At 41.2% G+C, this 19,786-nt stretch carries 14 protein-coding genes and 1 pseudogene; 10 read left to right on the top strand and 5 right to left on the bottom strand.

The annotated features are described in order from the left end of the window. The first annotated feature begins 30 nt into the window (after positions 1–30). The 7 genes from PBV53_RS02500 (at position 31) to PBV53_RS02530 (ending at position 7,620) form a co-directional block, all read left to right on the top strand. Positions 31–894 (top strand): shikimate kinase, encoded by an 864-nt coding sequence (locus PBV53_RS02500; RefSeq protein ID WP_270095594.1) that lies wholly within the window; start codon positions 31–33, stop codon positions 892–894. Between the two features lie 15 nt (positions 895–909). Then, positions 910–1,197 carry a chorismate mutase gene (locus PBV53_RS02505; protein ID WP_270095595.1) on the top strand — a complete coding sequence of 96 codons (288 nt, stop codon included), beginning with the start codon at positions 910–912 and terminating at the stop codon, positions 1,195–1,197. Between the two features lie 11 nt (positions 1,198–1,208). Next, positions 1,209–1,598, top strand: coding sequence for a 5-(carboxyamino)imidazole ribonucleotide mutase (gene purE, locus PBV53_RS02510; protein WP_270095596.1), 390 nt, complete (start codon positions 1,209–1,211; stop codon positions 1,596–1,598). A gap of 473 nt (positions 1,599–2,071) precedes the next feature. Then, entirely contained in the window at positions 2,072–3,985 is a 1,914-nt protein-coding gene (gene lonB, locus PBV53_RS02515; protein ID WP_270095597.1) for an ATP-dependent protease LonB, read from the top strand. Next, on the top strand, positions 3,978–5,309 hold the full coding sequence (locus PBV53_RS02520; protein ID WP_270095598.1) for a TldD/PmbA family protein: 1,332 nt from the start codon (positions 3,978–3,980) through the stop codon (positions 5,307–5,309). The genes lonB and PBV53_RS02520 overlap by 8 nt, the downstream gene beginning before the upstream one ends. A gap of 1 nt (position 5,310) precedes the next feature. Next, positions 5,311–6,621 (top strand): TldD/PmbA family protein, encoded by a 1,311-nt coding sequence (locus tag PBV53_RS02525; protein ID WP_270095599.1) that lies wholly within the window; start codon positions 5,311–5,313, stop codon positions 6,619–6,621. A gap of 177 nt (positions 6,622–6,798) precedes the next feature. Further along, positions 6,799–7,620: an ATP-binding response regulator gene (locus PBV53_RS02530; protein ID WP_270095600.1), complete on the top strand. Its 822-nt coding sequence runs from the start codon at positions 6,799–6,801 to the stop codon at positions 7,618–7,620. 60 nt (positions 7,621–7,680) lie between these two features. Here the strand turns inward: PBV53_RS02530 and PBV53_RS02535 are convergent, their stop codons facing one another. Next, entirely contained in the window at positions 7,681–12,189 is a 4,509-nt protein-coding gene (locus PBV53_RS02535; RefSeq protein ID WP_270095601.1) for a S8 family serine peptidase, read from the bottom strand. A 314-nt stretch (positions 12,190–12,503) separates the two neighbouring features. Between PBV53_RS02535 and PBV53_RS02540 the strand changes: the two genes are divergently transcribed. After that, positions 12,504–15,167: a cation-translocating P-type ATPase gene (locus PBV53_RS02540; RefSeq protein WP_270095602.1), complete on the top strand. Its 2,664-nt coding sequence runs from the start codon at positions 12,504–12,506 to the stop codon at positions 15,165–15,167. Positions 15,168–15,385: 218 nt separating this feature from the next. On the opposite strand, the gene PBV53_RS02545 is transcribed toward PBV53_RS02540, so the two are convergent. Next, positions 15,386–15,523, bottom strand: a complete 138-nt coding sequence (locus tag PBV53_RS02545; protein WP_270095603.1) for a hypothetical protein — start codon at positions 15,521–15,523, stop codon at positions 15,386–15,388. Between the two features lie 237 nt (positions 15,524–15,760). Then, the gene (locus tag PBV53_RS02550; protein WP_270095604.1) at positions 15,761–15,886 is read right to left on the bottom strand and encodes a hypothetical protein; all 126 of its coding nucleotides are present in this window, start codon (positions 15,884–15,886) and stop codon (positions 15,761–15,763) included. A gap of 112 nt (positions 15,887–15,998) precedes the next feature. On the opposite strand from PBV53_RS02550, the gene PBV53_RS02555 reads away from it, so the two are divergent. Together PBV53_RS02555 and PBV53_RS02560 are read left to right on the top strand one after the other, a co-directional pair. Then, positions 15,999–16,832 (top strand): hypothetical protein, encoded by an 834-nt coding sequence (locus PBV53_RS02555; protein ID WP_270095605.1) that lies wholly within the window; start codon positions 15,999–16,001, stop codon positions 16,830–16,832. A 106-nt stretch (positions 16,833–16,938) separates the two neighbouring features. Then, positions 16,939–17,583, top strand: coding sequence for a LysE family transporter (locus tag PBV53_RS02560; protein WP_270095606.1), 645 nt, complete (start codon positions 16,939–16,941; stop codon positions 17,581–17,583). A gap of 92 nt (positions 17,584–17,675) precedes the next feature. Here the strand turns inward: PBV53_RS02560 and tnpB are convergent. Both tnpB and PBV53_RS02570 read right to left on the bottom strand, forming a co-directional pair. Then, a pseudogene (gene tnpB / locus PBV53_RS02565) lies at positions 17,676–18,787 on the bottom strand (IS200/IS605 family element RNA-guided endonuclease TnpB). Positions 18,788–18,931: 144 nt separating this feature from the next. Further along, positions 18,932–19,786, bottom strand: a complete 855-nt coding sequence (locus tag PBV53_RS02570; RefSeq protein ID WP_270095607.1) for a 2-oxoacid:ferredoxin oxidoreductase subunit beta — start codon at positions 19,784–19,786, stop codon at positions 18,932–18,934.

Raw genomic sequence — 19,786 nt, forward strand, 5'->3', positions numbered from 1 at the left:
AATTCCCATATATACTATCGGGAATTTGATATGACATTTACAGGACAAGCTTATGCACTAGGTGCTGGGACGGTCATAAACGCCATCGCTACCTGGAAAGGGGCGGCCTTTGGAGTTGACCTGAAAACATTTGCTGATGTTGAACTGACAAAAGAGAGTTCTTCTTTTATTGGTACTATTGAAGGTGTGCCTCAGGGGGACACTACGCTTATTGAAAGGTCCATGGAGCTTGTTCTTGAGCACTTTGGTATTGAAATGGGCGGAACCGTTGTTACAAGAAGTGAGGTGCCCCTTGCAAGCGGTTTGAAAAGCAGCAGTGCTGCTGCCAATGCTACTATTCTGGCTACACTGGATGCTCTTGGTGAAACCCTTGAACCACTGGATGCAGTTAATATGGGTGTCAGGGCCGCAAAGGATGCCGGTGTTACTATCACCGGAGCTTTTGATGATGCCTGTGCTTCCTTCTTTGGTGGGATCGTTGTGACGGACAACCGGAAGAACGAGCTGGTCAAACGCACTGAAAAGGAGATGGATGTGGTTATCTTTGCACCGGACAGGCAGTCCTTCAGTTCACAGACGAATGTGCATAATTCTGAACTGCTGGCTCCCTGGGTAGATATGGCATACGATCTCGCACTTGAAGGGGAGTATGAAAAGGCCATGACGCTTAACGGTTTCCTATATTGCGGTGCTCTTGGTTTTAGTACTGATATCATGATGGAAGCATTGAAATGTGGAGTTAAGGGGGTCAGTTTATCAGGTACTGGTCCTGCATATTCTGCTCTTGTTGACCGGAAGATGGCAGACACTCTGACGAAAGTTTGGGGTGATCTTGGAACGAGCGGAAAAGTGATAAATACCAAGATTAATAATGATGGATTAACTAAACCTTAATTTGCAGTGGAAACCATGACCGCAATAGAAGAAGTCCGCAATAGGATCGAACAGATCGACTACGAGATCATAAAACTTATTGAAGAGCGTATCGGTTGTGCGACTGATGTTCTTGATATAAAAAAGAAAGAGCATATGTCCATCAATGATGGTACGCAGAACCATGTGGTACTCGACAGAGCCACAAATGCAGCAACCGAAAGGAACCTTGATTCAGGCGCAGTGAAAGAGATCTTCGAGATCCTTATAAGAATGAGCATTGAGCACCAACATGAACTTAGTGGGGAAGGTAATCTTCCCTGAAGGAGGTAAAAATGGTAGATATTTCAATATTAATGGGGTCTGAATCAGATCACGCAATAGCAACCCGAGTCACGAGTGTCCTTGAAGGTACCGACTACTCCTTTGACGTAGAAGTTATCTCAGCACACCGTGACCCTGAAAAACTTGAAGAATACATTGCTAAGAGCGATGCCAACGTCTTCATTGCGATCGCAGGTCTTTCTGCAGCACTTCCTGGTGTCATTGCCTCTAAGACCATGAAACCTGTTATTGGTGTGCCTGTTAGTGCAAAACTTGGTGGACTTGATGCACTTCTATCCATAGTTCAGATGCCACCTGGAGTTCCTGTCGCAAGCGTAGGTATCGATAATGGTGCCAATGCTGCAAAACTTGCCATAAGAATACTTGATCTTCTTAAATGAAAAAGAACGTGGCGGAAGATGGAACTACCTTTTTCCATCCATTTCGACCTGACTTTTTTCTTTATGGGGGGTTGAGTTTTTCGAGACTCTCTCGCTATGGCCCTATTACTTTTTTCAAGAATTCAATCTGAGATATTTTGCTTAACAAAACATTGGACACATAAATATCGATGCCTATCTTTTAACGATACTGGCTAAAAATAATCACAACATACTGCTCTATTTCTATCTTCTTTTATCTATCCTCTATCAACAAATTTCCTATGCAATTCCAATATGTATTGTTTCATTAATATATATGTTTAAAATAATGAATAGCATGTATCGGGTAGCCAAAAAGAGTTAAATATATTTAGTTGAATGCCTCTACTATAGTATTAAATAAAATAGTCTAGTAGTATTCTCTAAAATATCACTCTCTATCATAATTCATGTAAAGACTTCATATCATACTGTTTAAATGTGAGTAAACCATGGAAGACGAAATGACTGCTACGGAAGAAACCGAACTTTTCGGTGATGATTTTAACACTACAAGTTCAATAGATGTACCTGAACTTATGATCGATCAGGTCATCGGGCAGGAGCATGCTGTCGAAGTTGTGAAAAAGGCAGCCAGCCAGAGACGTCATGTCATGATGATAGGTACTCCGGGTACCGGAAAATCAATGCTTGCAAAAGCAATGGCTGAACTTTTACCAAAGGAAGAGCTTGAAGATATAATGACATACCCCAACCTGGAGGATAACAACAACCCAAAGATAAGGGAAGTGCCTGCTGGAAAGGGAAGGGAGATCGTCCTGGCCCACAAGATGGAGGCTCGCAAAAAGGCTCAGTCACGTAACATGATGATGATGTTCCTTGTATTGGGTATTGTCATGTACTCTTTCTACGTAGGGCAGTTACTTTGGGGCATCATCGCTGCGATCATGATACTTATGCTGACGCGCCAGTTCATGCCAAAAGAAGAGCTCATGATACCAAAGCTCATTGTTTCCAATTATCAGAAAGAGCAGGCTCCATACATCGATGCGACCGGAACACACGCAGGTGCACTCCTCGGTGATGTAAGGCACGATCCATTCCAGTCAGGTGGTCTTGAAACACCTGCACACGACAGGGTCGAGAGCGGTGATATTCACAAATCGCATAAGGGAGTTCTCTTCATTGATGAGATCAATACCCTTAGACTTGAATCCCAGCAGAGCCTTCTAACAGCATTACAGGAGAATGAGTATGCTATCACCGGGCAGTCAGAACGCAGTTCAGGTGCTTTGGTAAAGACCGAACCTGTGCCATGTGATTTTATCATGGTGGCAGCAGGTAATCTTGATGCAGTGGAGAAAATGCATCCTGCACTTCGCTCACGTATAAAGGGATACGGATATGAGGTATTCATGCGTGATTCCATGGAAGATACACTTGAGAACCGTAAGTCACTCGTTCGTTTCGTGGCACAGGAGGTCGTACGTGATGGCCACATCCCGCCATTCGATAAGGGTGCAGTTAAAGAGGTTATCAGAGAATCGAGAAGAAGGGCAGGCAGGAAAGGTCATCTTACTCTGAAGTTCCGTGACCTTGGTGGTCTTGTAAGGGTCGCTGGAGACATTGCTCATTCCGAGAATGCAGAGATCACTACTGCAACACATGTTCTCGCAGCAAAGAAGATAGCACGTTCCATCGAACAGCAGCTTGCAGACAGTTATCTCGAAAGGCGTAAGGATTACCAGCTTTTTGACAAGCTGGGCGCTGCTGTTGGACGGGTCAATGGTCTTGCTGTCATGGGTGGTGATTCTGGTATCGTCCTTCCGATCATGGCTGAAGTGACGCCGACGCAATCTTCCGCCGGAGGTCATGTGATAGCAACAGGTATGTTGAAGGATATTGCAAAGGAAGCTGTCCAGAACGTTTCAGCTGTTATCAAGAAAGTGACCGGTGAGGATATTTCCAATCATGATATCCACATACAGTTCATAGGCACATATGAAGGTGTGGAGGGTGACAGTGCATCGATATCTATCGCAACCGCCGTTATATCTGCACTGGAGAATATTCCTATCGACCAGACCGTTGCTATGACAGGTTCACTATCTGTAAGAGGCGATGTACTCCCTATCGGTGGGGCTACCTACAAGATAGAGGCAGCAGCTCAAGCAGGTATCAAGAAAGTGATCATACCTAAGTCCAATGAAGCGGATGTCCTTATCGAGGATTACTATAAGGATAAGGTCGAGATAATCCCAGTTACAACAATAGCGGAAGTTATCGAACACAGTCTTGTGGGAGAGGATAAGGCCGGTATTGTTGAAAAGCTCAAGAACATGAGCGACAAAAAGATCGATCTTGCAGCAAGGAGCAAGAATATCGCAGGTAGTGACGATGTCTGAAGTTGGGTTTTACGATGTCAGAATGATCGATGCAACATCCACATCGATCGTCCTTGACAATGGCAATATCGAGGAAATATCGGTCAATTACAGCAAAGGTTGTGGTGCTCGTGCTTTATGTGGTGGGTCATGGGGCTTTACCACTGCAGAAGGTGAGTTCGACCTTAAAGCGGCAATCGATTCCGCTTCAGAGCTTGCAGCACAAATGAATAGTATCTCTCCAAAGGATGAAGTAAAGCTTAAGCCCGTGGAAAAGCCTGTTATAAAGAACATCCCTACTGCAAAGATCGATCCTGCAGATGTTCCTATTGAGGAAAAGGTACAGTTATTGAAGGATATTGAAGACCATGCAAAGATGGATGGTGTCAGCAGTACTTCAGCAGTTTATTCCGAAGCTTCCGTAAAAGTTCATTATATCAGTTCCGAAGGGATCGATTGCGAATACAGTCTTATCAGAACCGGTTTTGCAATAAGCGCTGTTGCTACTGAGAATGGTTCATATCAGGTTGGAAGGGAAAGCCGCTTTGGAGTATGTGGTTTTGAACTTTTTGAAAAGAACGATGCTCTTGCACTTGCAAGATCTGCCGGTGAGACCGCAGTTGAGCTACTTGGAGCAGAACAGGCAAAGGGAGGCACATTACCGGTCATACTTGACCCCGAACTTGCAGGCGTATTTGCACATGAGGCAGTAGGCCATGCATCAGAGGCAGACCTCGTGCTTGAAGGAAGTTCCATTCTCGCAGACCGTTTGGGAGAACAGATAGCATCTCCTTTGGTCAATATCATTGATGATCCTACATTACATGAATATGGATACTATCCCTTTGATTCCGAAGGTGTCATGTCTTCAAAGACCACGATAATAAAGGATGGAGTACTCAATTCATATTTGCATTCAAGGGAGACCGCACAGGTCCTTGGTGGAACTCCGGGAAACAGTAGAGCACAGGGTTATTCTGAACCGGTTGTTAGAATGAGCAATACTTATATTGATAATGGCGATTCGAATTTTGATGAAATGCTTGAAGAGATTGGAAATGGAATGTACCTGACAGGCTCTAGAGGCGGTCAGGTGAATACTGGGGAGGGTATCTTCCAGTTCAACGCTGAGAAAGGCTATCTTATTGAGAATGGGGAAGTTACAAGATTGCTCCGTGATGTCTCTCTTTCAGGCAAGACACTTGAGATATTGAACAATGTTACATTAGTAGGTAATGATCTCAAGATGCACTCTGGAAGGTGTGGGAAAAGCGGTCAGCTTGCGCCGGTATCGGATGGTTCGCCTCATATATCTATCTCAAAGGCATTGGTAGGGGGAGTCTGATATGTTCGAACATGCACAGAAAGCTATTGAGCTTGCTGAAAAACTGGGTGCTGATGAAGCAGAAGTATATATTTCCTATAATCACTCTATTTCTGCAGATATAAGGAAGACCATTATTGAATCGGCAAAAGAGAATGTCAGCCAGGGTATTGGTATACGTTCGATAATCAACGGTGCGGTTGGTTTTGCAAGTACGAACAACGTAAGCCGTATCGAGGATATAGTAAATATCTCCGTTTCTTCTGCAAAAGTGAGGGACAGTGATCCTGAATGGACATCACTCCCATCAAACGCGAAATATCCTGAGGTATCAGGTACATACGATAAAAGAATAAGTGAGATCGGACTGGATGATTGTATAGGCCTTACAGGAAAGATGATCGAAGGTGCACTATCAGTACCTGATGTTAATACTACCTCTGGAAGCTTTTCAACATCGTGCAACAAGCACCTCATTATGAATACAAATGGTGTGGAGATCGTTGATGAAGGTACGGGCGTTTCTGGTTTTGTGGATGTCATCACTACTAAAGGAGATATCTCAACAGCTTATGATTTTGAAGTTTCGAGATCACTTGATATCGATGTTTTTGGCATAGGCGCAAGTGCTTCAAGTCTTGCCATCAGGTCACAGAACGGTATTTCCATAGAGCCGAAGAAGACGAATGTCATTCTGCATCCGTTTGCGTTCTCCGATATTTTCGAGAACACATTCGAACCATCCATAGATGCGGATAATATGCAAAAAGAACGCTCTTCACTAATAGGCAAGAAAGGAGAGACCATTGCTACACCGGATCTGAACATTATTGATGATGGATTGCTTGAGGGTGGAATTGATACCTCCATATCCGATGAAGAAGGAACACCATCTCAGAGGACCCCGATAATTGAAAATGGTATTTTTAAGTCGTTCCTCTATGATAATTATACAGCAGGAAAAGATAATACCTCCAGCACAGGGAACGGGATGAGGCATTCTTATGTATCGACTCCTTCAGTGGGTCCCAGAAACCTTCTCGTGGAATATCCTTCCAGTGATGTGATCGCAGATACAGATGAAGGTGTATTCATCAATACGGTCATCGGAGCACATACGGCAAATGCGATCTCGGGAGATTTCTCGGTCGAGGCCCGAAATGCATTTACGATCAAGGATGGGCAGCTTGATAAGCCTATAAAGTCCCTGATGTTATCAGGCAATATATTCGAGATGCTGAACAAGATCACAGGTGCAGGAAGTGATGTCCGTAAAGTGGGAGGTACTGTGGTACCGTCTTTGAGAATCGCGGAAATGAGCATTGTAGGTTGAAATATATGTTGATCACAGAAGTGTGCTTAAATACTATAGTAATCATTATATATTCATCATTACAATAATGAAATGATAACTTAAATTTTAGTTACCCGGTAATCGATATAGTTTGGTAGGGATGATATGACCAATATTGAAGATAACGAGCAAATGTTCTGCTCCTAAGGTGGTAATATGGCTGAGAATGACAGAATAAGAATACTCGTAGTCGACGATGAACCTGATAATGTCGAATTGCTTACTGCATATCTATCGTATGACTACGATATAGTTCCATCATACAGTGGGAACGAAGCTCTTCAAATACTGGAAAATTCCGATCAAGTCTATCCTGACCTTGTTTTGATGGATATCATGCTAAAAGATGGTATGGATGGAGTGGAAGCTGCTAACCAGATTCATCTCAAATATGACCTCCCTGTAGTCTATATCACGGCTTATGCCGATGATAATATTATGCAAAGGGCAAAGTTAACAGAGCCTTTTGGATATATACTCAAACCATTCGAGGAAAGCGAACTCCGCACGAACATAGAAATTGCACTTTATAAGCATAAGATGGAAAGTAAGCTTAAGGAAAGCCAGAAATGGCTCACTGCAATTTTGAACAATACTGGCGATGCTATGATCGCAACTGACAAAGATGGTTTGATAAAATTCATCAATCCCTTTGCAGAAGCACTTCTCGGTAGGAAACAGATCGATGCCCTTGGTATGCCGCTGAATAATGTTTTTTGTGTCGAAAGTGAGGAAACCGGAGTTATTGTAGCTGATCCTGTGGAGAAAGTGATCCGCGAAGGTATGTTCTATGGACTTGCAAACGATACGCTTCTCGTTACAAAAGATAATACCAGAGTTCCTGTTGATATCATTGGTTCTCCGATAAAAGGCGAGAATGAAAATGTTATGGGAATACTGATAACTTTCTGTGATATCTCTGATCGAAAACGCATTGAGAATCTTATTTATTCAAAAGCATCAGAGTCTGGTTTTTAATTTTAGTTATAAGATATGCCAAAAGGGATCCATATCCCTTTTTATTTTTCGGCAATTTTATTACTTTCTATCTTTTTTATCCACATTTGAGAGAATGCCGGATTCTTCCAATTTCTTTATTTTTGCAGACACATCTGACCTTGTAATCTCTACTTTTGGAATAAGTGTTTCAGTTGCTGAGCGATTTGCAATTGGTGATCTCCCTCTGCCATTTCCTACATCATTGATGTTTTCAGCTTTCATTTCTTCGATTAAGGCTGATACCTTTGCTCTTGTTTCGATGTGATAGCCTCTTTTTATTGCAACATAGGAAAGCGAGATCAGAATGAGGAGTGGTATTGCAAATAAGAGGAATCTAACAGAGGATCCTGACAAAGTACCTTCTATGTCATCTGAAACTTCAAGGGATGGGGAGGCTTTGCTTGCATCGGATGCAACATTTCCTTCAGTTAAAGAAGAAGCTTGAGTATCTGTAATGTCTGTTCCTTTTTGAACAGGTTCGATTATTGCAAATGGAGAAAATATTTCTCCAGAAGGTGTAGCTTCGTAATAGACATATGTTTCATCTTCACCTCTTTTTTCGGTAGGCAAAATATCCCATTTCTTATTTTTAAATACGCTCATCTTTACTGAAAATTCAGGTACACTGTTCTCTTTAAGCCAAGTTTTCTCTACTCTGAAACCAATGGATGAATCAGTAACCCTTTTTTCAAATCCGAAATCTCCTAACCAGATATTGGTATTTTTATATACCCTTCCTTCTGGTGGTTTGGAAACAAGACTTGAGGTTGTATTAAGTGATTCGACTATTGCCTTAACATTACCAACGTTCAGATCAGCTGTTACATTGATGTAAGTAATATCTATCATTTCATTGGTAAATGTGAAGCTTTTTTCTATATCTTTAATGATATGCATGCTTGTAACAGCTTTTTCTATGATATTCTCATAACTCTCACTGGTGACACTGCTTCCACCTCCACCTCCGCCTGAGCTGCTCGAACTGGTTGTATCAGTAGTAGGTGTTGATACTGTGATGAAGTTTGAAATAGAGGTAAAGTTGTCATATTTAGCATTGCTAACATTCAGAGATACGCTATAAGTTCCTGCAGCTAGATATGTATGGGATGGATGGCGGTCTGCTGAAGTATTACCATCACCAAAGTTCCAGAACCATTTGGTAGCGTTTATGGATCTATCCGTGAAGGATACTGGTAGTGGGTAGCTTCCGGTCATTGGAGTCGCTACAAAACTGGCTATTGGCTTTGAAAGAGCAATGACTGTTATGTAATTTTCTATGAGAATGTAGTCTGTGCCATCATCATTGGACACGTTCAATGAAACGTTGTAAGTACCTGGAATTGTATATGTATGAACTGGACCAATTTCGATTGAAGTGTTACCATCTCCAAAGTCCCATTCTATATCTTTTGCATTTGAAGAGTTATCTTCAAATTTAACCGAAAGTGGTTCTGTACCACTAGTTACGTTGGATGTAAAATCTGCAACTGGGGGTATGGGTGCTATCACATTAATGAAATTAGTCTTGATGGCAATATCGCTATATCCATCGTTGGACACTGCCAAGCTAACCTCATATCTACCTGAGATTGAATAAGTGTGTATAGGATTTTTTACAAAGGACCAATTACCATCTCCAAAATTCCACGCCCATGTTTCAGCCACTGTAGATGTATCAGTGAATTGTACAACCAATGGCATTTTGCCTTCTCTTTTATCAGCCGTGAAATTTGCATTTGGAGGATTTTTAGTAGTTGCTGTATCTTTTGTCCACGATGAATTTATATTGCCTACAATGTCCACTGTTTTAGTACTGAACTCATAGATTGTGTTGGTAGTTAGTCCGGTAACATTATAGAATGTTGTATCCTTTGACACATTAGCTATGAATCCATTGTTAACATAAATTGTCGTATGATTAAAATCGTCATCTAATGGATTGGTCCATGTCCAGGCGATCCATGTGGGTCCTCTGGCAAATTCTGATAGGTTGGTTACACTGGCTGGAGGGAGGGTGTTCATTGTGCTGGCACTATCATTTATCCAGGTCAAATTTATATTTCCGACATTGTCCACAGTATGTGTACTGATAATATGGCCTGTATTGTCGATAAATCCTGTAGCATTGTACGCTGTGCCGGTCACATTTGCTTTAAACACTCCATCCATATAGATCATTGTGTGGCTGAAGTCACTATCAAGTGGGTTAGTCCACGTCCAGTTGATCCATGTAGGTCCGGTGGTATATTCTGATAGGCTGGATATGCTGAAGGGTGCAATTTCATCAGGGGCAACAATTGTATTTGCTGTATCATTTGTCCACGATAAATTGATATTGCCAGTCAGGTCAACTGTTTTAGTACTGAACCCATATGTTGTGTTGGCAGTAAGTCCTGTTACATTATAGAAATTGGTCGTGTTAGATACGTTTGTCTTGAACATATTGTCAAGGTAGAGCATCGTATGATTGAAATCAGGGTCAATTGGATTGCTCCATGTCCAGTTTATCCATGTTGTTCCCCTGTCTGATGTAGCAAGATCAGTTACACTGAGTGGTGCGATCTCATCATTACTAAAAGGGCCGGATAAAACAATCGCAAATGGTTGTGATCCATTAGGTACATTTGTACCATTTACTGTTACTGTGTACCATCCAGTTGAAGGGGATGAAAGTTCTACTTGTTCAACGTTGTTTGTATCATCTCCACCATTCCCTAAATAAGTGCCATCAGGACCGGTGACCACCATATCAAGATCGTTGACAAGATTCTTACCAACAAACGTTGCAGATGGTTTATCAGTCCATACTAAAGTGACCTTCAAAGGATGTGAGCTGTTATTAAGATGATAGCTTACATTCCACGAATCAGCCACATTCAGACTGATGTTATCATGGAATTGTACCTTTTGAGGCGATGTTGGGAAGAGTGATTTTTCCACATCCATCCGCCCCCATCCCTGTGAATTGGTCGACTGAGTTGTATTAGCTGCACCATTAATTAATGTTGCTTTCAGTAAGGCTGCAGTTGGGTAGATCGACTCATTATCAACATAATATTGCCTTACAAGAGCTGCGGTTCCGGCCGTTAAAGGAGTTGCCATACTTGTGCCACTGTTATTTGCATAATAAGCATTTACAACACCCAATGAGTAGCTGGCACTGGGCATGCTCGATCTTGTAGAAATGATATATGTACCAGGTGCAACAATATCCGGCTTTATCCTTCCGTCATCAGTAGGTCCTTTACTGCTGAAGGATGCAATGTCATTGATGTTATCAGCTATTGGTCCCAGAGCAGGACGATAGTTTTCGGAAGCACCCACTGTGAGTGCATTTTTTGCAGTTCCAGGTGGAGTGCATGTTCCGGAAGATCCTCCTTCATTTCCTGCAGCAAATAATATCAGAAAATCAGGATTTTTCCACATAAAGTCATCAACATATTGAGATTGTGAAGTATAATTACCATAATCTGCTGAACTGTCACTACCCCAGCTATCGCTGTGAATCCGTGCACCATCATCATATGCTTGCTGGAAGACCAATGTCAGATTTACAGGGAAATAAAGCCCTCCATTCGTAAAAGGACCGGGGCCATCATATTGCATTGATTGAAATACAAGCTGTGCTTTTGGTGCCATTCCTGCATACAGACCACTTGAGAGGGAGCCATTCCCCAGAACCGAACCTGCAACATGAGTTCCATGACCATGGTTATCTTCTCCCCCACTGTCATTGTAGCTATCCCACCATGAATGAATGGAAACAATGCGTCCTTCAAAGTCGTCATGCATAGAGGCATTATTAAATCCGGAATCCAAGCCAGAATCTGCAACTGCCACGATTTGTCCGCTTCCCGTTAACCCATGTGTATTGCGTACATAGGAAACATTAGTAACATTGGCAGCAATATCGTTTAATAGAACAGGCTGAGAGTATTGTTCAATCCAGCTTACACCATTCAAAGATGCAATAGCAGAAACTTTCGTATTCGCGATAATAATTCTAATATGATCACCGGAATCGTCAACAATTTCACCACCAAGATTGCTGATTTCATTTAATATTCGATCACTTTCATTTTCATCAAAGAGTATCACAACCACGTCTACCTGGCTGGATTTTTCAGAAATTAAAGAGAGACCTGGGTTAATTCGGTAAGATGTATCGTAATATCCAATCCATTGAACGGAATCTATAGTTTCAACTTCTGCTTTTACTGAAGTGTTCATTCGTATGATAAAAGCATTGTTCGGAACATAACTGAAAAGAGTAGCTCCTGTCCTGCTCACATCTCTTTTCCACTCTTCAAGGATAGATCCTTTGAACTGAACAATATAGTAGTCTTCTGTTTCATTGGATGGCGATTCAATTGAACTGATGCTTGAAGGCGAATGTGAAGACGAAGGTAGTGTATCTGTACTGAATTGTGCATTCTTAAGTAAGATATGATCTCCACTGGAATGTTCTTGCAAAGATACATCTAATGCCAATGCCGAAACTGAAAGCATTGCTGTAATTAACGTAACGATTATAATTTTTATGATCATGCCAGACAAATTAACACCACTTTTTCAGCCTTCAAACCTTTTCACACATATAATTTGAAGTTTTTTCTATATTATCAAAAATCAGTCTTCTTAGCTAATTACTTATATAGTCAATAGCTTATATATAACTTACTATAAAAATATATACAGATGATTATACTCATGATGATGTAGTATGCATTAATTTATATACTTCTTCACAAATTTATACAATTTGTCTTAAGTAATCAAAAATTCTCATCTTTATTTGTGTTCATTGAGCTTTTAAAACAAAACCAAAAAGAATATTACATGACAGATACACATGAATAGTTATGAGTGGGGAAGTGAAATGGCAGCATGTACCTGTGGATGAGGTTCTTGCATTACTTGAGACCGATAGAGAGGGACTTACTGCCGAAGAGGCACAACTTCGTCTTTCAAAATATGGTTTTAATGAGGTCGAACTAAAGAAAAAGGAAAGTTCTATCCATCGTTTTGCAAGGCAGTTCGCAAGCCCTCTTATCTATGTTCTGCTTCTGGCAGCACTTGTCACTTTTTTGCTCCGGGAGTATGCTGATACGAGTGTAATACTCGGAGTGGTTCTCGCAAATGGTGTCATCGGATTTATTCAGGAAAGAAAAGCAGAAAATGCCCTTGAATCCCTTGCAAAGATGCTGGTCCCTGAGACAAGTATACTAAGGGAAGGGCAAAGACTGATAGTGCCCAGCAGGGAACTCGTAGTGGGTGATGTCGTTCTAATGGACACAGGAGACCGAATTCCTGCTGACCTTCGACTTATACATAAAAAAAATCTTCACATCGATGAATCAATGCTTACCGGAGAATCCACAGCTGTTGAGAAATATACAGATGCTATTGAAACTAAGAACCTACCACTTGCCGAACGAAAAAATATCGCTTTTGCAGGCACACTTGTAACTCAGGGAAACGGCATAGGTGTTGTAATAGCAACTGCTTCTGACAGTGAGATCGGAAAGATCTCGGAGCTGATAAAAAAGACAAAAAAGCTCTCCACGCCTCTTGTAAGAACGATAGACAATATGGGCAAAAACCTTGCTTTCGTAATTATTTTGGTTGCGATACTGACATTTGTAATTGGTAAGCTTCAGGGACTTGATAATCTTGATCTCTTTTTTGCTTCTGTGAGCCTGGCAGTAGCAGCAATTCCAGAGGGATTGCCCGCACTCATCACGATCACACTCGCTATTGGAATAAAAAAGATGGCAGACCGAAATGCCATTATTCGTGCAATGCCAGCTGTCGAAAGTCTTGGATCAGCAACGGTGATCTGTTCGGATAAGACAGGTACACTCACAAAGAACGAGATGACCGTCCGGAAGATATACACGGATGAAGGTATGTTCAGTGTTACTGGTCTCGGATATGAGCCAGAGGGTGATATCGAACTTAATGGGAAGAAAATAGATCCCTTTGATCATCGGGCATTGCTTGGAACATTAAAAGCAGGTGCACTTTGTAATGATGCTTATCTGCGTGAAGAGGGAGGTATTGACGGCGATCCTACTGAAGGAGCACTTCTGGTTTCAGCATCCAAGGCTGATAAGTTCTATATTCCCAGGATCGATGAGATCCCTTTTGAATCCGAAAAAAGGTTCATGGCAACACTTCATCAGGATGATGCTGGAAACTCGTGGGTATATGTAAAAGGTTCTCCTGAGATCATCACCAAACTTTCCAGTATGCAATTCAATGGAAAGGACTTCTCAAGGATGGATTCTGAAAAGATACTTCTTGTTGCCGAAGACATGGCATCTGAAGGTCTTAGGGTCATTGCAACTTCATATCGGAAGCTTGAAAGAGGGAAGACCGAACTTGAAGATGCTGATATTGATAAACTCATCTTCCTCGGATTGCAGGGTATGATCGATCCGCCAAGGGAAGAAGTAAAGCAGTCGATCTTCAAGTGTAATAATGCTGGTATCAGAGTTATAATGATCACGGGAGATCATATCAAAACTGCTCACACCATTGCAAGACAGCTTGGAATACGTACAGAAGGAGCATTGTCGGGCAGTGATATTGAAATAATGACCGATGAAGAGCTTATAAGAGTATTAAGGTCAGTCTCTGTTTTTGCAAGAACCTCTCCTGAAGATAAATCTCGGATAGTCGGGTTATTAAAGCAGGAAGGCGAAGTTGTCGCAGTTACAGGGGACGGTATCAATGATGCGCCTGCACTTGGAAATGCTGACATCGGGGTTGCAATGGGACGTTCTGGGACCGAAGTTGCAAAAGAAGCAGCTGACATGGTCCTTGCGGATGATAATTTTTCATCCATTGTGAATGCGGTAGAAGAAGGCAGGAATGTCTATAACAAGATACAAAAGGTGATCCTCTGGACATTACCCACGAACGCTGCAGAAGGATTGGTGATCTTAGCTGCGGTTCTACTAGGTTTTGCAGCTCCACCACTATTGCCATTACACATCCTGTGGATAAATACCGTAACGGCGTTGGGGCTTGGAGTTCCTATGACGGTCGAACCTATGGAGAAGGGACTCCTCAATAGACCACCAAGGCCACAAAAAGAGCCACTGCTTCTTCCAATTATCAAAAGAAGGATAATCACTGTTGCATTACTAGTGGTCACTGCTACTTTCCTGCTATACATCTTCAATATCAATAATGGTATGGATATCAATACTTCACAGACAATAGCGTTGAATACTATCGTATTTTTCGAGATATTCTACCTTTTTAATTGCAAATCCATTTATGAGAATGTCTTTGGCCAGATGTTCTCAAATAGATATATGCTTCTTGGGATCTCTATCGTGATCGGTTTACAGATGTTCATCACTTACAACCCTACGATGAACATTATCATGAGAACAAGTCCTATCAGGCTTATTGATTGGGTTGTGATAATAATAATTGCAAGTTCCATCTTCTTTTTGATAGAACTGGAAAAATTCATACAGAAAAATAGGGATAAGAAACAAATCAAGAAATAATGAAATGAGAGGGTTGTCTGACCCTCAATCCTCATCACCACAGCAGCTACAGGAAATATTTCCTTTCATGATCCTTTCCAGTCTCCCAGGACATCATGTGTCCAACAATCATCCGCCCCTGCTGCCTCCCTCATAACAAGAGCGAAAATGTAGAATAATTCTTTAGCTGTAGCTCCCGCTTCCAGAGCATCTTTAAAGTGCTTTAGGACACATGGTTTTTACCTTGCTTTGTTGGAAAGGGCAAAACAGATGAACTGGTATGTTTTCTCATCTATCGTTCGATTTTCAGCATACAAATTATCGATCTCATCCAGCTTTTCCGTAAATTCCGGGAAAAATTCTTCTAACATTCTCATTTCGATCCACATCCATACATTTTTGCATTAATGTTCTGATATTACCAGAACATCGGATGAAAATGAAACTTAAGGGCACTTAAAAGAAAAAATGATCAAATCGTGCTGAATAAAATAAAAAGACTTAAAGTAAAACAATAAGATATTGTCTAAAATAGAGATGAATATCAGAAAAAGAGGATGGCAGTAAGATAAATCTAATATGCCATCTACTCAATAATTCTGAAAAAAAGAGAATTACTTCTTCTTTAGTTTTGCAAGTTTCTTCTTTGCAGCAGCATCGCCTGAGGATGCCTTTGCTTCAAGTCCTTCTATTTTCTCTTTTTTCTTGCCACTTTTCCTTGCTATATCCTTTTTAGACATTGCCATAGAAGCTCTTTTTTGCAGCCTATACTATATAAAATGATGCCAGTAGAGAATTAATAAGGATGTAACGTTCAGAAGCCTTATAATTCAAAAACTGGCAATATATAATGTGAATAAATATGAGATCACTACACTTGGTAGAAAACTGGACCTGGAATATCCAAATAATCGCCTGATAATCCAGTTAGCAACTCTTGTAACAATTTCAGCTCTTGTATTCTACCTCATCATAACCAGAGAAATTTCTATCTCATTTGTCTATGGCATAAAAGCAGGGATAACAACATTCCTGCTCTGGGCGATCTCAAGGGAAATTGATCCTGACCATGAGTCGGCAGCTTTCATTCCGGTTATATTTACCCTGCTGCATGTGATCATTTACGGGCTACACCCAATCTTTCCTTTAACTTGGTTCTTATTGTTACTAAGACTGGTAAACAGATCTACAGGTGCAAAGGCTGGTATTATAGACTCTTTAGCCATTCTTTCCATTGGAGCTTTTCTTACATATCAGTTAAGCTGGGTATTTGGGACGATCTCAGCACTCGGTTTTTTTCTTGACGGAAAGCTATCCCCGCCATACAGAAGTCACCTCATACCTGCAGTACTATTGCTCCTCTGTTCTGGTCTTGCCCTGATGCACGAAAGTACTGATGTGGTCATGGACATATCCCTGTTGAAAATAGTTACCTTCACTGTTATGATCCTACTTGCTCTACCGCTGGTCACTAACAAAGCTCCTATCATTAGTATCGGTGACAGGACAGGAGAAAGACTGGATGGACAGAGGATAAAAGCAACGCAACTGCTGGCTTTATTCAGCGTAGCTGCATTTATGCTATTCTCAACTGCCAGTGATGGGCTTTGGCCGCTCGTATGGACCATACCAGTAAGTGCTGGTCTGTACAAGGTATTACTGGAGAAAAAGCAGATGCGAACATAAAGCATTATAATATGATGACAACAGCTTAATATGGCATGCATTATACATAGTGCATATATTATATTTATCGTCATATTATATAATTTATTTTATTTAGGGTGATGTTATGATAGAACTTCTCAAAGCTCTGGCACTGGGATTTACGATAGGGATCTCAGCTGCACTAATTCCTGGTCCAATGATGTTCGCCACTGTTGGCATATCACTCGAAAAAGGATGGCGTGCAGGTCCATTTGTATTTCTTGGGCATTCAATGGTAGAACTGGCAGTTATCCTATTGGTCATTGCAGGAGCTTCTTCTTTCATAAGTGACTCTACAATTGGCTACATATCAATATTGGGTGGTATTGTAATGATCATTTTTGGGCTTGTCATTCTAAAAAGTGCCAAAAGCGTTTCAAATATCAATATCGCTGAATCTGCCAAAAAATTCAAATCAGTAGGTCCGGTGTCTGCGGGCATCCTTACCACAGCACTAAATCCTGCATTTATTTTATGGTGGCTCACTGCCGGAAGTGCTATTATATTGCAAGAATATCTCTTTGGTATACTGGCCATAGTTGCGTTCATGATCGGTCACTGGCTTGCAGACTTCAGTTTCCTTCTAACTGTTGCATCATCGACATCTAAAGGAAAATACCTCTTCTCAGAAAGGACACACAGAAGGATACTATATTTTTGCAGTGTTTTCCTCATGATATTCGGGGTCTGGTTCATATCGAACTACAACAACCTATCTTCATTTGTGTGAACTACTCCACGCTTACGCATGGAACTTCCTGTTTCATAGCTCGTTCCATCGAACGCAACTTCACAGGCTCTTCCCCTCGTTCCGAAGGTGCTTCAAATTCCAATTAAGTTCTGTTTATTAAGTGCAAATTTCTTAATGTTGATAGCGGCGTTAATATCTCTATCATGAATCGAATTGCATTCGGGACATTCCCATTCTCTAACCGCAAGTGTCATGTCATTTTTGTAGTGACCGCACACGTTACAGATTTTAGTTGATGGTTCGAATTGTCCGATGCGGAGAACGGTCTTTCCACACCATTCTGCCTTTATTCGAGCATGGATACAAAGGAACTCCACGAAGCATCTGCAATATGTTGAGCAAGGTTGTGATTTTTCATCATCCCTTCAACATTCAATGTTTCCAACGCTATAGCTTGGTTCTCGCTTAATAGTTTAGAAGAGAGTTTGTGTTGGAAATCATTTATCTGGTTGCTGACTTTCTCATGGAGTTTTGATAATGCAAGTTTAGCTTTTGTCCTATTTTTTGAACCTTTTTGTTTCTTGCTCATCCTTCGATGTAGCACATTCAGGCGTTGCATAGAGTTTTTAAGATACTTAGGATTCTCGACTTTTTCACCATTGGAGATAACAGCGAAATCCTTAATCCCCACATCAACGCCAACTGTTGTACTTTCATCGAAAGAGGATTTAACAGGCACTTCTTTACCATCGTCAACAAGAATGCTGATAAAGTATTTTCCAGTAGATGTTCTGGAAACCGTAGCAGTCTTTTCGTTACCTGTAAAATTACGATGTAAAATAGTCTTGACAAACCCTATCTTTGGAAGATAGACTTTATTATCATCAAAGTCCACTTTATAATGTTGTGGTACAGAAAACGATTGCATAGGGTTCTTCTTCGATTTAAACTTAGGAAATCCAGTCTTTTCCCTGAAAAACTTTGTATAAGCATTTTCAAGATTAAGGGTAGCACCTTGTAGCGATTGAGAATTTACATCTTTCAACCATTCATGTTCTACCTTTAACTCGGTCAACATTTTGTTCAACGTGAACCTTGATGTTGACTTGCCTTCCGTTTGATAAGATTTAATCTTGTTATCCAAAGCCCAATTATAGATGAACCTGCATGAACCGAAATGTTGAAAAAACATCTCTTCCTGCTTTTTTGTAGGATACATTCTATACTTGAAAGCTTTTAACATACTTGTCCCTATACGACTTAACCGTACTTATGCTTTGAGTTAAATAACAGTTATCATCATGTCAGTACGCATTCATCCCCTAGCTTACGCAAGGGGTGTTCTGCTTATTATGATAAATCCGGATATCTCAAAAAAATAAAAAAGTCAGATGAAACTATCCAGTAGCTCATCGACTTTTTCAGGATCGGCCTTGTTCTTTACAAGAGGTCCTGAAGCAAGAATCTCCAGATGGTCCTCGAAAGTTGGCTTCTCATTTACATAAAATACACCTAGGGGTATCCTTTCATCCCATTCAAGGGACCTTTCAAACGCTTTAACACGATCTTTGGGTGAATGGTCCTCTTCTTCCATTCTATAGACCCTTTCTGAATACCATTTGAAAGTGTTCAGTTTATTAAAGGAAACACATGGCTGTAGAACATCCACTAAGGAGAACCCTTTGTGCTGTATCGCTTTTTTGATAAGCTCCGTAAGATGGTCCACATCTCCTGCAAATCCCCTGCTCACGAAAGAGCAATCAAGGGAGATTGCGAGGGATAGGGGGTTTAAAGGTGTATTGAAGACCCCATGGTTCTGGATATTTGTCTTCATGCCTAACTCACTGGTGGGAGATGCTTGACCCTTGGTCAGACCATATATCTGATTATCATGTACAATGAGGGTAATATTCGGATTTCTTCGTATGTTGTGAACGAAGTGGTTCCCCCCTTCTCCATAACAATCCCCGTCACCGGTCACAGCAAGAACTGTCAATTCATGGTTCGCTACCTTCGCTCCAATGGCAGGAGGTAGTGAACGTCCATGAAGTCCATTGAAAACGTTGCATTTGAGATAATGCGGGAGTTTGCTCGATTGCCCTATACCCGATGTCAGCAAAACCTCGTGCGGTTCTTTCCCAAGCTCTGCAAGAGCACGCTTGATCGCTTTTAATATCATAAAATTACCGCAACCGGGACACCATTCGGTCTCGTACTCACCAAAATCTTCCACGCTTACCAT

The organism is Methanococcoides alaskense, from assembly GCF_027594145.1.
Lineage (GTDB): Archaea > Halobacteriota > Methanosarcinia > Methanosarcinales > Methanosarcinaceae > Methanococcoides > Methanococcoides alaskense.

What these genes read in the sequence shown, in the direction of transcription:
- PBV53_RS02545 (WP_270095603.1), bottom strand. Translation starts at nt 15,523, where the DNA reads ATGAGAATGTTAGAAGAATTTTTCCCGGAATTTACGGAAAAGCTGGAT.
- PBV53_RS02540 (WP_270095602.1), top strand. Translation starts at nt 12,504, where the DNA reads ATGAGTGGGGAAGTGAAATGGCAGCATGTACCTGTGGATGAGGTTCTT.
- PBV53_RS02550 (WP_270095604.1), bottom strand. Translation starts at nt 15,886, where the DNA reads ATGTCTAAAAAGGATATAGCAAGGAAAAGTGGCAAGAAAAAAGAGAAA.
- PBV53_RS02525 (WP_270095599.1), top strand. Translation starts at nt 5,311, where the DNA reads ATGTTCGAACATGCACAGAAAGCTATTGAGCTTGCTGAAAAACTGGGT.
- PBV53_RS02535 (WP_270095601.1), bottom strand. Translation starts at nt 12,189, where the DNA reads ATGATCATAAAAATTATAATCGTTACGTTAATTACAGCAATGCTTTCA.
- PBV53_RS02530 (WP_270095600.1), top strand. Translation starts at nt 6,799, where the DNA reads ATGGCTGAGAATGACAGAATAAGAATACTCGTAGTCGACGATGAACCT.
- lonB (WP_270095597.1), top strand. Translation starts at nt 2,072, where the DNA reads ATGGAAGACGAAATGACTGCTACGGAAGAAACCGAACTTTTCGGTGAT.
- PBV53_RS02570 (WP_270095607.1), bottom strand. Translation starts at nt 19,786, where the DNA reads ATGGTAAGCGTGGAAGATTTTGGTGAGTACGAGACCGAATGGTGTCCC.
- PBV53_RS02505 (WP_270095595.1), top strand. Translation starts at nt 910, where the DNA reads ATGACCGCAATAGAAGAAGTCCGCAATAGGATCGAACAGATCGACTAC.
- purE (WP_270095596.1), top strand. Translation starts at nt 1,209, where the DNA reads ATGGTAGATATTTCAATATTAATGGGGTCTGAATCAGATCACGCAATA.
- PBV53_RS02560 (WP_270095606.1), top strand. Translation starts at nt 16,939, where the DNA reads ATGATAGAACTTCTCAAAGCTCTGGCACTGGGATTTACGATAGGGATC.
- PBV53_RS02500 (WP_270095594.1), top strand. Translation starts at nt 31, where the DNA reads ATGACATTTACAGGACAAGCTTATGCACTAGGTGCTGGGACGGTCATA.
- PBV53_RS02520 (WP_270095598.1), top strand. Translation starts at nt 3,978, where the DNA reads ATGTCTGAAGTTGGGTTTTACGATGTCAGAATGATCGATGCAACATCC.